Source organism: bacterium, from assembly GCA_024226335.1.
In the GTDB taxonomy this organism is placed as follows: Bacteria; Myxococcota_A; UBA9160; order SZUA-336; family SZUA-336; genus JAAELY01.
On sequence record JAAELY010000047.1, the window covers coordinates 1 to 13,709 of the forward strand.

At 63.1% G+C, this 13,709-nt stretch carries 15 protein-coding genes; 9 read left to right on the top strand and 6 right to left on the bottom strand.

Annotated features, from left to right (window positions below):
• Both GY725_02020 and GY725_02025 read right to left on the bottom strand, forming a co-directional pair.
• Positions 1-1,140: DNA polymerase IV (locus GY725_02020; protein MCP4002951.1), on the bottom strand; the 1,140-nt coding region annotated here is incomplete at its 3' end.
• Between the two features lie 32 nt (positions 1,141-1,172).
• Positions 1,173-1,964 (bottom strand): prohibitin family protein, encoded by a 792-nt coding sequence (locus GY725_02025; protein MCP4002952.1) that lies wholly within the window; start codon positions 1,962-1,964, stop codon positions 1,173-1,175.
• 196 nt (positions 1,965-2,160) lie between these two features.
• On the opposite strand from GY725_02025, the gene GY725_02030 reads away from it, so the two are divergent.
• Genes GY725_02030 through GY725_02040 form a run of 3 tightly spaced genes read left to right on the top strand, consistent with a single transcriptional unit; the run spans position 2,161 to position 4,692 of the window.
• Positions 2,161-3,060 carry a HAMP domain-containing histidine kinase gene (locus GY725_02030; protein MCP4002953.1) on the top strand — a complete coding sequence of 300 codons (900 nt, stop codon included), beginning with the start codon at positions 2,161-2,163 and terminating at the stop codon, positions 3,058-3,060.
• Positions 3,047-3,535, top strand: coding sequence for a cation:proton antiporter regulatory subunit (locus GY725_02035; protein ID MCP4002954.1), 489 nt, complete (start codon positions 3,047-3,049; stop codon positions 3,533-3,535). The genes GY725_02030 and GY725_02035 overlap by 14 nt, the downstream gene beginning before the upstream one ends.
• A gap of 8 nt (positions 3,536-3,543) precedes the next feature.
• On the top strand, positions 3,544-4,692 hold the full coding sequence (locus GY725_02040; GenBank protein MCP4002955.1) for a cation:proton antiporter: 1,149 nt from the start codon (positions 3,544-3,546) through the stop codon (positions 4,690-4,692).
• A gap of 119 nt (positions 4,693-4,811) precedes the next feature.
• Here GY725_02040 and GY725_02045 read toward each other — a convergent pair whose 3' ends face one another.
• Positions 4,812-5,270 carry a hypothetical protein gene (locus tag GY725_02045; GenBank protein MCP4002956.1) on the bottom strand — a complete coding sequence of 153 codons (459 nt, stop codon included), beginning with the start codon at positions 5,268-5,270 and terminating at the stop codon, positions 4,812-4,814.
• On the opposite strand from GY725_02045, the gene GY725_02050 reads away from it, so the two are divergent.
• The gene (locus GY725_02050; GenBank protein MCP4002957.1) at positions 5,269-5,703 is read left to right on the top strand and encodes a BolA family transcriptional regulator; all 435 of its coding nucleotides are present in this window, start codon (positions 5,269-5,271) and stop codon (positions 5,701-5,703) included. The two genes, GY725_02045 and GY725_02050, sit on opposite strands and share 2 nt — an antisense overlap.
• Positions 5,704-6,437: 734 nt before the next feature.
• Here the strand turns inward: GY725_02050 and GY725_02055 are convergent.
• Positions 6,438-7,034, bottom strand: coding sequence for a hypothetical protein (locus GY725_02055; GenBank protein MCP4002958.1), 597 nt, complete (start codon positions 7,032-7,034; stop codon positions 6,438-6,440).
• A gap of 49 nt (positions 7,035-7,083) precedes the next feature.
• Between GY725_02055 and GY725_02060 the strand changes: the two genes are divergently transcribed.
• From GY725_02060 to GY725_02080, 5 genes are all read left to right on the top strand, one after another.
• Positions 7,084-7,875, top strand: coding sequence for a flagellar motor protein (locus GY725_02060; protein MCP4002959.1), 792 nt, complete (start codon positions 7,084-7,086; stop codon positions 7,873-7,875).
• A 1-nt stretch (position 7,876) separates the two neighbouring features.
• Entirely contained in the window at positions 7,877-8,635 is a 759-nt protein-coding gene (locus GY725_02065) for an OmpA family protein (GenBank protein ID MCP4002960.1), read from the top strand.
• Complete coding sequence (locus GY725_02070) at positions 8,632-9,564, top strand: hypothetical protein (GenBank protein ID MCP4002961.1); 933 nt, start codon at positions 8,632-8,634, stop codon at positions 9,562-9,564. Before GY725_02065 ends, GY725_02070 begins: the two co-directional genes overlap by 4 nt.
• A 118-nt stretch (positions 9,565-9,682) precedes the next feature.
• Positions 9,683-11,623 (top strand): protein meaA, encoded by a 1,941-nt coding sequence (locus GY725_02075; GenBank protein ID MCP4002962.1) that lies wholly within the window; start codon positions 9,683-9,685, stop codon positions 11,621-11,623.
• Complete coding sequence (locus tag GY725_02080; protein MCP4002963.1) at positions 11,616-12,584, top strand: hypothetical protein; 969 nt, start codon at positions 11,616-11,618, stop codon at positions 12,582-12,584. Before GY725_02075 ends, GY725_02080 begins: the two co-directional genes overlap by 8 nt.
• Here the strand turns inward: GY725_02080 and pyrE are convergent.
• Both pyrE and GY725_02090 read right to left on the bottom strand, forming a co-directional pair.
• Positions 12,547-13,167 carry an orotate phosphoribosyltransferase gene (gene pyrE, locus GY725_02085; GenBank protein ID MCP4002964.1) on the bottom strand — a complete coding sequence of 207 codons (621 nt, stop codon included), beginning with the start codon at positions 13,165-13,167 and terminating at the stop codon, positions 12,547-12,549. The two genes, GY725_02080 and pyrE, sit on opposite strands and share 38 nt — an antisense overlap.
• Positions 13,146-13,709, bottom strand: a complete 564-nt coding sequence (locus tag GY725_02090) for a cob(I)yrinic acid a,c-diamide adenosyltransferase (protein ID MCP4002965.1) — start codon at positions 13,707-13,709, stop codon at positions 13,146-13,148. The genes pyrE and GY725_02090 overlap by 22 nt, the downstream gene beginning before the upstream one ends.

Genomic DNA, 13,709 nt, shown 5'->3' on the forward strand with positions numbered 1-13,709 from the left:
GACCGGAGCAATTCCTCGCTCCAGCGCAGTTCGACCGAAGCGATCCTGAATCTCGTCGACCACGTGATTGAGCTTGCGCCTGCTGCGCCCGGGGGTCTCGAACAGCCCGAGTTGCTCGACCCCGCGAGGTTCGAGCTGTGAGAGAGAAACACCGAGCAGTCGAACCGGTTCCGAAAGACCGGAGCGCGTCAGAAGTTCGCGGGCGACACCGGCGATCTGCGCACCATCGTCGGTGGCCTCCCCTAGCGTGGTCGAGCGCGACAGCAGGGGAAACTTGCCCGCGCCGAGTCTGCGAGCGAGTTTGAGCTTCAAGGTGATGGTGCGGCCGCGCACTTCATCGCGGCGAAGTCGTCGCGCTACCGCCTCCGAATGCGCGCGGATGGCGGTCACCAGACGTCCGCGATCCGCGATGTCCTCGCCGAAGGTATTTTCTTCGCCATACGATTTCGCCTCGCGATAGGATTCGACTTCGCGGGTGTCCTCGCCCCGAGCGAGCCGCGCGGCCGCCGGTCCCCAGTTTCCCAGCGCCGCTTCCAGGGCCGAGTCACTCGTGCGCGCCAGATCGCCGATCGTCGCCACGCCGATGCGCTCGAGGCGGGTGCGCGCCACCGGTCCGATCCCCCAGATGCGCCCGACCGGAAGCGGATCGAGGAACGGCCGCACGCGCTCCGAGCTCACGCTCAACATGCCGTCGGGCTTGGCCAGGTCGCTGGCAATCTTCGCGACCATCTTCACCGGCGCGATGCCCGTGGACACGGCCAGGTCGGTCTCGCGGCGCACTTCGGCCCGCAGATTCGCCGCCGCGGTTTCCGGATGTCCGAGCAGCTTCTCGGTTCCCGTCAGATCGATAAAGGCCTCGTCGAGCGAGAGCCCTTCGACCAGCGGCGAGTAACGGCGAAAGATCTCGAAGATGCGCTTGCTCTCCGTCGCGTACACCGACATCCGACCGCGTACGAAAATCGCGTGCGGACAGCGACGCCGGGCTTCGACGCTCGGCATGGCCGAGTGGATCCCGAACTCCCGGGCTTCGTAACTCGCCGCCGCCACGACGCCGCGGGTGGACCCTCCCCCCACGAGGACGGGTTTTCCGCGGTATTCGGGATTGTCGCGCTGCTCGATGGCCGCGAAGAACGCGTCCATGTCCGCATGCAAGATGGTGCGGGGGCCGTCGCTCAGTTCGCGCCTCCGAGAATCAACGGCAATCCGCCGTCTCCCGAACCGATCACCACGACCTTGGAATTCTGGCTCTGGGCCAGCAGTTCCGTGGCCTCGATACCCTTCCAGCGCAGCAACTGATCACTGATGCCCTGCGAGACGATCTTCTGGAAGTCGGCAATTCCCTGCGCTTCGATGCGCTTTCGATCGGCCTCCTGGCGTTCGCGCGCGAGCGTGAATTGCATCTTCTCGGAGCGCTGCTCTTCTTCGAGTTTCTCCGAGATGGCGTGCTGCAGCTTCTCAGGCAGATCGACGTTGCGAATCAAGACGGCCTCGACCTCGACATGTCGGCCCATCAGGGCCTTCTTGACGCCCCCATCGATCGCGTCCCCGACCTCGTCGCGCTTGGTCGAGTAGATCTCCTCGGGCGTATAGTTTCCGACGATCTTCCGCACCTCGCTGCGAACGGAGGGCTTGATGATCGTGTCGTAGTAACGCGGACCCACCGTCTGGTGCAGTGTCGGAAGCTCAGGCTTGAGCGGCCGGTAGCGGATCGACAGGTCCATGTCGACGGACAGGCCATTGCTGGTCAGGATGTGCAGCTTCTCCGGGCGATCCTGCGTTCGGACGTCATAGACGACCATGTAGTTCCACGGCGGAACGATGTGTACGCCTTCGCCGAAGATCTCCTTGCTCGTACCGCCGCCGAAACGCTTGAAGAGGACACCTTGACCGCCGGAGTCGACCTGCTGGCAGGCAACCCCGGTCAACGCAAATAGTACAATCGCGAGAACACGCGTTCGCTTCATGATTTCCCCTTTGATCGATAGCGTTGTCTAGCGCCTGGCCCGTTCCGGACCGGCGGTGCCGCGCTCAAATTTGGCGAGGCGGCACTTGCGAGGCCCTCGGAGACGTTCCGGCCAACCTCGACTGTAGATGACGTCAGCGACAGCCTGACGCGAAGTCGTCCAGGAATCCACCCCTCGCTGCCGATAGGCACTCCAGATGGCAGGGACCTCATCCAGAGCAGCGAATCGGCCCGGCTTTTCGCCCGGCGGGGAAACGCAGCCAGATCCCACCACATTGATGATCGCCGAGCACCTGGCGTCGATTGGCACGCTGGTGGCGGGCGTCGCCCACGAGATCAACAACCCTATCACCTACGTGCTGGGGAACCTGAAAGAGTTGGAACGGCTGTCCGGAGCCATGCGTTCGGCGCTTCAGGTGTACCGGGATCGGCTGAGCGAATGCCTGGGAGATGCGGCGGAAACGGAAATCGCCGACATCGAGAGCAAGATCGAAGCCGCCGGCGGGGTCGAATTGCTGGACGAACTAATCGAGGACGCCTCCGAGGGCGCGGTGCGCATCCGCGATCTGGTCCGCGATCTGCTTTCACTGAGCCGCGGATCCGAGCGCTCGACGGCACCCATGCCGATCGAAGAGGTCCTGGATTCCACACTGCGTCTGGTCTCCCGGCCGCTCTCGGCCCGGGCCGAACTGGTGCGCGAATACCGGGCCTCGCGGCTGATCGAAGCTGATCGCGCGAAGCTGGGACAGGTGTTCCTCAACCTGATCAACAACGCGATCGATGCCTGTCCGGACGGCGACGAGAGCCGGATCGTGGTGCGAACGAGCGACACGCCAGACGGCGTGCGAGTCGAATTCGAAGACAGCGGACCCGGAATTCCGGAGGCGATTCGCCCTCAGGTCTTCGCGCCGTTTTTCAGCACCAAGGAACCGGGCGAAGGCACGGGCATCGGCCTTTACATCAGCCAGCGGATCGTCGACGATCACGGCGGTTCGATCGGCATCAGCGAATCCGCCTGCGGTGGAACGATCATCTGGGTCGAGTTGCCGGAAACCCCGGAGCCCACCCGGCACGGAGACTCGAATGGCAACCCGTGAGACTGAGCTTCCCGGCGTCGGAACCAAGCACACACTCGACCTGGCCACGGGGGATGAACTCGTGGTCGTGGAACATCGCTCGGGCAACTGGGAACTGGCGCGAAGCGATGAAGAAGGCAACACGAGCTCGATCCTGACCTTGCAGGGCAAGGAGGCCGGCGAACTCGGACGCATCCTCGCGCACGGCGAGGTCCCGGAGGAGGATCCGCGCAAGCAACTCCTGCTCGACGAGTTCAGCCTGGAATGGGTGAAGCTGGACGGGGATTCCGCACTCGTCGGCAAGACCCTGATCAGCTCCGACGTGCGCGCGCGCACCGGTGTGAGTGTGATCGCGTTGCTGCGCGAAGGAGGCTCGCTGCTGAACCCGCCGCCGGAAACCAGTTTCGAAGCCGACGATACGGCGGTGATCATCGGTCGACGGGATCAGGTCGACCGTTTTCTCGAGACCTTCTCGCCTCCCCGCGACACCCCCTAGAGCCCGCGTTGGAAGGACACCTCTTCCAGTTTGCGCTCCTGTTCGGGGTTCTCGGTCTCGCCGCAACAGCGTCGATCTGGCTGCGCTTCCCCGTCGTTCCGCTGTACATCGCTTCGGGGTTGGCACTCGGCACGGTAATCGAGACGAACGAAGTCGTGGAGTTCCTGGGCTCGCTGGGCATCGTCTTCCTGCTGTTCTCTATGGGGCTGGAATTCTCCGTCGGTTCGGTGGCGCAGACCCCTCGGCGCTTCGCACTGGCCGGCGGAATCGACCTGATCTTCAACTTCCCGATCGGATTGCTGGCGGGCCTGGCCCTGGGCTGGGGCTGGATCGAGTCCCTGTTCCTGGCGGGGATTCTGTACATGAGTTCGAGCGCGGTGGTCGCCAAATGCATCGCCGACTTCAGCCGCGCCACCCGGCCCGAAACCGAAACGATTCTGGGAATCATGGTCTTCGAAGATCTGGCCATCGCCGGCTATCTGCTATTGCTCAACGCACTGGCGATCGGCGGCTCACAGTCCATGGACATGATTGACTACGCCGTGTCGCTGCTCTCGGCGCTGGTTTTCGTAGGCGTGCTCGTCATCGTATTGACCCGAAAGCTGCAGGAGCCACTCGCGCGCATGCTCGCGACGCGCACCGACGAGAGCTTCACCCTATTGCTGTTCGCCTTCGTCCTTCTGGTGGCCTCCGCGGCCATCGCCGTCAATCTTTCTGAAGCGATCGGCGCCTTTCTGGCCGGTGTCGTACTCGGCAGTACCGAACTCAAGGAACGGGCGGCGAGCACCCTGCATCCGTTCCAGACACTGTTTGCCGCACTGTTCTTCGTTTCCTTCGGCATGGGCATCGAGACCGCCAGCATGGTCGCCGTCGCGGCACCGGCGATCGTCCTGATCCTGCTCGGCATCGCCACGAAGTCGGTGGGCGGTTATCTGGCGGGTCGAGCTGCGGGACACACCCCTGCGCAATCTGCTGTCGTGGGCCTTTCCCTCGTGCCAAAGGGCGAGTTCTCGATTCTGATCGCGGGGCTTGCTGCGGGTGTCGCACACGAAGGATCGGACATCGTGGCCCTGACGGTGATGTACGTGTTTGCACTCTCGATCATCGGTCCCGTGGCGATGCGCGAGGCGGATCGCATCTGGAAGGCAATTACCTAGCTCGCATTTCTGTCCACCACGCGAACTGGCGAGGCAGTACCGATTCGCTCTCGCAGATCGAAGGGTGGCGGTTGACTGGCGACGGGCTCTGCCCGCCGCCAGTGGGTTGTGAGCGCGAGTCAGTCGGTGCTTGGGTCGCTGAACTCCACATCTACGTCCGGGTTCCAGGGGGCGTCTGCATCGTCGGTCCAGATTCGTCCGTGCCCCTTCAGGCGGGCGACTCCGGCTCCCCTGGCGCGCAGGCGCAGGCGAGCGCCCGCGGCCTTGAAGCGCATGACCTCGTTTGGGCTGGCGAGTACGACACGACCGAAGCCTTCGAGCAGAACACGTCCACCGTCGAGGGGTGTAACGCGCCCTTGTCCGTCGAGTTCTTCGATCTTCCGCTCGGGTACGATCGCGATGCCAAGACCCGCGATGTTCGCCACGCCGCGCATGGTCACCACCGCCAGTCCGTCACCTGCGGCGGCCAGCTCTCCGCGTCCTTCGATGAGCACTGCACTCGCGATACCCGCGATGCACAACACGGCGCTCGCAGCGAGTACCGACCATCCCTTTCCCTTGATCTTCCGAAGGCTCATGCCTCTCTCCTCGTGGTTGTATGCGAGGAAGAACCGGCGAACCCGGACAAGTTGCGCGCGCGCTCGAGGTTTCCGCGAGTGCGCTACCCTGCACGTCTTCAGCGGTTTCACTCGCGAAAGGTGCGTCCGATTGTCGACGAGCAATCCAGAAGAACTCGGAAGGAAGCGTGTTGCGCGCATTGAAAGCGTTCTTGGCGACGCGTTTGCGCCAACCGTTCTGCGCATCGAAGACGAGAGCCACCAGCACCGCGGGCACGCGGGTGCAAGAGGAGGTGGCGGTCACTTCAACGTGACGATCGTCTCAGAAGCCTTCCGCGATCGAAATCGCGTCTCTCGCCACCGGATGGTGTACGACGTGTTGCGCGCGGAACTCGGAAGCGAGATCCACGCCTTGTCTGTAAAGGCGATGACGGACGACGAAGCTCCGAGCTGAGCGGGGGCCGACACCCGAGAGACGGGATCGGACGACCAGGATCCGCCGTGCGCCGAAGCTGGAATCATTCAGCTTCTGCACCGATTTCTCGGTGCGTTCCTGGGAAGGAATGGAGGGAATTGGGAGTGCCTCGACTCCGGCTCCAGCGCACGATCGGTTCCACCAGTCAACACATGGGATTAGCAGGAGTCGTGCCGATCATTATTGGGAACGACGGCTCGGGCAGCGATTCCCGCTGCGGAGCACGAGCTTGAAGCGGATTCTGCCTACAGGCGTTGGATCTGGCCTGGGGATCGGGAGGTAGTCCACTTCCCTTTCGGAGGCCAACGACCGGCAACTCCGCCCCCCCAAAGTGTCAGTTGTGGTCTGAAGAATGGGTTTGATGCCCAGGAACCCGAGACGAGGCTGCTTGGCAACGTCGCGGAGCGCGTTTCGAGTGCCTCAGCAGTGCCCCGGGCTCTCGATGAGGCCAGACCCAATCTTCGGACCACCGCTCTTGAGTTGTTGGTTGGGGGTGCCGATTCCTTGGCGCGGGGGCCCTTCCCATAACGACCGGGACCGATCAGAAGCTGGGAGAGGTTCGAGGGACCACCGGCGCGGGATGGTCGTCCGATTCGACGTCACCGCTCACCGACCCCATCGTGCCGAGCCAATCGACCCTGGACGCAGAGTTTGATTGGTTGGCCCTCTCACCGTGCGCGTGTCCGACAGGCGCGTGGGAGGGGCCCTCATCGTCAATCTTCCGGGATTTCCTCGCGCAGCGCCGCCTCGAGTTCCGAGGCAATCGCGGGATCGATCTCGGCCTCTTCCTGGCCCCGGGCTCGGATCGTGCGTGAGATCGCAAAGCCCAGCAGGACCAGACCCACGACCAGGATCACGACCGGGCTGCCCCAGCCCCAGGCGCTCTTCGGGATCGGCTTCACGCGATCGCCAAAACTCGACTCCACGCGGGAGAGAATCTCTTCATCGCTGAGGCCCGCATCGATCCAGGCGCGAATCTGATCGCGCGCGGCTCCTGCATTCGGACTCGGGCAATGCTGCAGAGTGCCGGGGCACCACGGGCTCATCAGATTGCTGGAAATATCGTAGGCGCGCTGTCCCGCCTCCCGCGACCCCATCTCTTGTGACCCGGTCTCTTGTGAACCGGTCTCTTGTGAACCGGTCTCGGCCGTAACACTCGGACTCGCCAGAAGCCCCGCCGAGCAGACGAAGGCGATCGCGAGAGTAAGTCGGGCGCGCGTGGCAACAGAACGAAACAGCATGGTCCCTGAAGGTAACGCTGTCCGGTCCCGGCGCTCGACCGGAATTCCAATCTGATTGAAAGAATTCACTGGACGAGGTCCTGTGTCCGATATCCCACAGTATGAGGAAGTGGGTTCAATCGTGACGACTCTGATCGGGATTGCGATCGGAATCGCGTGCATCGCCGGGGGACACCTCCTCGAAGGCGGGAGCATCGCCTCGGTGTCACAACTGACCGCTGCCGTCATCGTGGTAGGCGGAACCCTCGGCGCCGTGATTGCCCAGTTTCCCGCTGAAGACCTGAAGCGCGCCGTTCGCCAGCTTCGTCTCGTGGTCACCGAGATTGGGCGGCCACCGGTCTCGCTCGTCGAGGGAATCGTCAAACTCGCGCGCATCTCTCGGCGTCACGGCTTGCTGGCCCTGGAAGGCGAGGCGGCCCGATTCCAGGATCCCTTCCTGACCCAGGCGGTTCAGGCGCTCGTCGATGGCCACGATCCAGTCGCGCTTCGCAACATGCTCGAGATGGCGATCGAGCAGGACGAGATGCTCAGAGAACCGGGACCGCGTTTTTTCGAAGCAGCGGGTGGCTACGCACCGACTCTGGGCATCCTGGGAGCGGTGCTCGGCTTGATCCAGGTAATGGAGAACCTGGCGGATCCCTCGAAACTCGGATCGGGAATCGCCGTGGCCTTCGTTTCGACCGTCTACGGGGTCGGCACCGCGAACCTGATCTTCCTGCCGATCGCCGGAAAGATGAAGACCCAGATCGAAGCAGAATCCCTGCGCAAGGAAATGATCCTGGAAGGCGTCTGCGCAATTCGCGAAGGCGTGAACCCGCTGGAGATCGAGAAGCACCTGCTTCACTACGTCGGTGCGGAGCCCAAATCCGAGAATTCGAAGGGCAAGACGCAGCGGGGAAAGCGCCGCTGACATGGCACGCCGCAGACCCAAGAACACTTCGAGTGGAACGCAGGATCGCTGGATCCTCTCCTACGCCGACTTCATCACGTTGTTGTTTGCGTTCTTCACCACGCTGTACGCGATGTCAGTGACCGACGTAAAGAAAGCGGAACGCCTGGCAGAGTCGTTGCGCGCGTCCTTCGGCGACGCCGTCGTCGATTCGGGAGTCGCGCGGCCGGGTGTATTTGAAACGGCCGCACTCGACGAACTGGGTCCGGCCGGCAATGGCATCAGCACCGAGCACCAGGAAGTCGAGGAAGAACGCCGCATGGAGGTGCTCGGCAACCGCGTGAACGAGATCGCGAAAACCACCGGCGATCCCGACGGTATTCGCGTGCGTCAGAGCGAAGAAGGCCTGGTCATCAGTCTGGCCGACACCTTCTTCTTCGATTCGGGGGAAAGGCGTATCTCGGCGAAGGCCGTAGAGACGATCCATCGCGTGTCCGAAATGCTGTCCGGAATTCCGAATCATGTGCGCATCGAAGGACACACCGACGACGCCAAGGTATCGAGCCGAGTCTATCGCTCGAACTGGCACCTGTCCGTACTGCGCGCAGTCGAAGTCCTGTCGGTATTTGAACGGGCTGGAATTTCCGCCTACCGGCTCTCCGCGGCGGGCTTTGCCGACCAGCGACCCATGGTGTCCAACACGACGCTAGCGGGGCGAAAGATGAATCGGCGCGTAGACATCGTGGTCTTGCGCGCCGCAAACGAGGAGCGAGGCGCATGAGCGAGTCCGAAAACGAGGATCTGGTCGATTCCGCCGAACCGCTGGTGAGGGCCCTGCTCGAAGGAACGGCCGCGCAGCTGGGGCCTGCACTCGGCGTCGAACTCGAAGTGGGCGATCCCGAGATCGAAGCCGAGACCGAAGCTCCCGAAGGTGAGCTCGCGGTGCTCGGAATCGCCGTCCAACGCGACGAAACCACCTTTGCGCATATCGAAATCGTGAGCGCCCTGGCCGAAGTCGTCGCTTTCAGCCGACGCATGAGTGGTGTCGAGGACCCCGACGCGAAGGACGAAGTCGGCGATGACGATCTCGAACCGATCGGTGAGTTGCTGAAACTGGCCGCGAGTGGCATCGGCGAATCGACGAAAACACACTTCGAAGAAGAGTTGGGATTCGAGGTCGGGGAGTGGTGGCCTGCCGCGGAACCCGGAGAAAACAGCTTCTCGAAAGGTCCTTGTCTGGTGGGAGCGGCACCGCTCACCATTCCCGGCGGACCGAGCGTGAATCTGTTCTTCCGCATGGGAGCGACTCTGTTCGGATCCGGCGAAGAGCAGGGCAGCGGCGCCGCAGATCCGGTCATTTTGCTACTCGACCTCGATGATGAGCTGCGCGAGTCCCTCACCTCTGGGCTCGCCAGTACGGGCAGCGAGGTCGAAGCGGTTTCGAGCGAGGATGAGGAAATCGAAGAGGCCTTTGCGAACGCCACAGCCATCTTTTTGTCCAGCGAAAAAGAGGGTGTGCTCGCGCTGTGCCGTCGGCTGCGAGAAGCCAGCGAAACCTGGCGAGTCCCCCTGGTGCTCTGTGTGGCGGAGCCGACCAGGGATACCGTCATCCGCGCACTCGATGCCGGGGTCTCGAATCTACTCTGCGTCCCCGCTAGACCGGCTGCAATCAAGCGGGCCTTCAGGGCCTCTCTCCCGATAGACGCCTGATCGATCCCGTCGCAGAAGCCTCTCGGAGCCGGGTGCCCGGCGGGGGCCGAGACCGGGGCGGGGAAGCCGGACCTCGGGGCGGGGAAGCCCAGCCGCGGGACTGCTAAGCTAGGCGATCATGAGCGACCGCCCCTGGATTTTTCGCACGTATTCCGGCCATTCCACCGCCGAAGCCTCCAATCGCCTTTACAGGTCCAACCTGGCCAAGGGTCAGACGGGCCTGTCGGTCGCCTTCGATCTTCCGACCCAGACCGGATACGACGCCGACCACCCGCTGGCCGCGGGCGAGGTCGGCAAAGTCGGAGTGCCGATCAGCTCGATCGAAGACATGCTGACGCTGTTTCAGGACATCCCCCTGGATCAGATGAACACGTCGATGACGATCAATGCCCCGGCCGCCTGGCTGCTCGCTCTGTACATCGCCAGCGCCGAGCGGCTCGGTATCGCCCGGGATGCGCTTTCGGGTACGACGCAGAACGATATCGTCAAGGAGTATCTCTCGCGCGGGACGTACATCTTTCCTCCACAGGTTTCGATGCGCCTCACAAAGGAGATCATCGAGTTCACCGTCGACGAAGTACCGCGCTGGAACCCGATCAATATCTGCTCCTATCACCTGCAGGAAGTCGGAGCCACACCGGTTCAGGAGATCTCCTTCGCGCTGGCCAATGCCATGTCGGTGCTCGACTCGATCGGGCTTCCCGCCGAGCGTATGCCCGCGGTCTTCGGCCGGATCTCGTTCTTCTGCAACTCCGGCATCCGCTTCATCGAAGAAATCTGCAAGGTGCGCGCATTCACGCGCATGTGGGATCGTATCGGTCTCGAGCGTTACGGCGTCGAAGATCCGAAGATGCGTCGCTTCCGCTACGGAGTTCAGGTGAATTCGCTGGGACTCACCGAGAACCAGCCCGAAAACAATATTCCGCGCATCGTACTCGAAGCTCTGGGCGTGACGCTCTCGCGTGATGCGCGCTGCCGTGCGCTACAACTCCCCGCCTGGAATGAAGCCATGGGGCTGCCGCGCCCCTGGGATCAACAGTGGTCGCTGCGCATCCAGCAGATCCTCGCTCACGAGACCGACGTGCTCGAGAACGAAGACATCTTCGAAGGCTCCGTCGTCATCGAGCGAAACGTGGCCGCCATGGAAGAAGCCGCCTGGAAGGAGATCGAGCGCATCCAGGAAATGGGCGGGGCTGTAGTCGCGGTCGAATCGGGTTATCTGAAGCGACAACTGGTTGAGTCGAATGCCCGGCGTGTTGCAGACATCGAGTCAGGCGAGCGCACCGTGGTAGGCGTGAACAGTCTGCAAGACGGCGAGCCTTCCCCGCTGACCCAAGGTGCCAGCGGTGGAATCCTGAGTGTCGATGAATCCGCAGAGCGCGAACAGTTGGAACGACTGAACACCCATCGCGCCAGGCGCAGTCAGGCCGACGTAGACAGCGCTCTGGCGGAACTACGCGAAGCCGTGCAGAACGGCGAGAATGTGATGCCGCCCTCGATTCGCTGTGCCCATGCAGGCGTGACTACGGGCGAGTGGGCCGACACGCTGCGCCAGATCTTCGGCGAATACCGCGCTCCGACCGGTGTCGACGCACCACTGCGACTCGCGGAAAGCGATCGCATCAGCCAGTTGCGAAGACGGGTGGACGAGGTCTCCGCTCAACTGGGTCGCAGGCTCAAGGCGCTCGTCGGCAAACCGGGACTCGACGGACATTCCAGTGGAGCGGAACAGATCGCCATCTTTGCGCGCGACGCGGGTCTGGAAGTGGTCTACGAAGGCATCCGGCTCACGCCCGACGAAATCCTGACGTCGGCCCAACAGGAGGGTGTCCACTTGATCGGCCTGTCGATCCTGTCGGGATCTCATCTTTCACTGGTACCGGAGATCGCGCGCCGCGCCGAGATCCCGGTCGTCGTCGGCGGCATCATACCCGAGGAGGACGCGGCCAAGCTGCGCGCCGAAGGGGTGGCAGCCGTGTACACACCGCGCGACTTCGACGTCGGGCGAATCATCGCCGAGATGGTCGAGATCGTCGCCGAGGCCAACGGCATTGCCTGAAGAAGACCTGGACGCGCTCGTCCAGGGGGTCCTCGATGCGGACCACACAGCCATCGCGGCGGCGCTGGATTGCTGTGAGGATACGCGCCCGGGTGCGCTGAAGACTCAACGCGCATTGATCGGTCGGCTGGAGGCGAAGACGCCCGGTGAACACACGGTGGTCGGACTGACCGGGCCACCGGGCGTGGGCAAGTCGACGCTCGCGGGTGCGCTGATCCAGCTCTGGCTGGACGCGGGGCTCGGCGCAGGCATGGTCGCGATCGATCCCACCAGTCGGCGTTCGGGCGGCGCATTGCTGGGCGATCGCGCTCGTCTGCGCTTCGGCGCAAACCAGCGCGTGTTCGTGCGTTCGATGGCGGCCCGCGACCAACTCGGCGGTCTTGCGCCCGCCACCCGCGCAGCGGTCGTCGTCTTGCGCGCCGCATTCGACTGGACCCTGGTCGAGACCGTGGGCGTGGGTCAATCGGAAATCGACGTGGAGACGGTCGCCGATTCGGTGGTGCTCGTCCTGCAGCCTGGATCAGGTGACACATTGCAGTTCATGAAGGCGGGCATCCTGGAAATTCCCGACGTGCTGGTCGTGCACAAGTGGGATCTGGGCGTCCTCGCGGAGCGCACGAAGTCAGACCTCGAGTCGATGCTGGCGATCGTGGCCGATGATCCGAGAGACTGGACTCCCCGCGTACTCGGCGTGAGCGCGCTCTCGGGCATCGCAGTCAAAGAACTCGCCGAAACACTGCGCGCGCACCGGGCACACCTCGACGCCTCATCGGAACTCACGCGCAGGCGCAGCGAGAGTCGAGTGGCGTGGGCCATGGAACTGTACCAGCGACGCTTCGGTGGCGAGGGTGTCGAACGCCTGGGCGGAAACGACGCGCTGCGGGAACTGTGTGAGTCCTCCGCGGGCAGTGCCCTCGACTGTTTTACTGGTCTCGCCAGTCGAGCAGGATTTTCGACGTAGCTTCGTCGATGTCCAGCGTCGAGAGCAGGGCTTCGTAACTCGTGATGGTCTGCCAGGGCACGCCGATCTTTTCGAACTTCTCGTCCGCGGCGGCAAAGCCGTAGGTGAAGATCGCTTGCAGACCGATCACCTTGCCACCTTCCCGTTGTAGTGCCTCAATCGCGCTGATTGCACTGCCCCCGAGCGAGACCAGATCTTCGATCACGACCACGCGTTCACCCGAGAGCGGGCGACCTTCGACCTGTTTCTGTTTGCCGTGTTCCTTGGCACTGCCGCGCACGTAGACCATGGGCAGATCGAGGATTTCCGCGACCCAGGCCGCGTGCGGAATTCCGGCCGTCGCGGTACCGGCGAGCACCTGAACATCGGGGAAACGCGTGCGCACGGCTTCGGCAAGCGCCGAGGCGATGATGCGTCGCTCCTCCAGACAAGACATGAGAATGCGATTGTCGCAGTAGATCGGCGAGCGCTTTCCCGAAGCCCATGTGAACCACTGCTTTGGATCGGTGCGAAGTTCGACGGCCCCGATCTCTTTGAGAAGCCTTGCGTAATCCGCGGCGTTCATCGTTTCCTTCCGACCCATTGAGATTCCTCGACACCCGCGCGGCGATTCGCAACTCGCGCCATCATGAACAATAGATCCGACAGCCGATTCAGATAGCGCAAAACGACCTCGTCGACGGCTTCGTTCTCGCTCAACTCGACCACGCGGCGTTCCGCCCGGCGGCAGACGGTTCTCGCCAGATGAAGGAAGGCCGCACCTCGATCTCCTCCGGGCAGGATGAAATTCACCAGCGGTTCGAGTTCGGTCTCGAAAGCGTCGATCCAGCCTTCGATCTCGTCCACGTCCTCCTGATTCACACGAGATACGAGCTTGCCCTGCCCCTCGCGAACATCCGCACCCGGAGTGGCCAGTTCTCCTCCCAGATCGAACAGCGATGTCTGCAAGACTCGGATCTGCTTGTCCAGATCGGCCTCGCCGATCGCGCTTCGAGCCAGTCCGAGAACGGCGTTCAACTCGTCGATCTCGCCGAAGGCCTGGACGCGCAGCGCATTCTTGCGCACACGTTCTCCACCGAAGAGCGAGGTCTCGCCGGTATCGCCCCCTTTTGTGTACACCTTCAT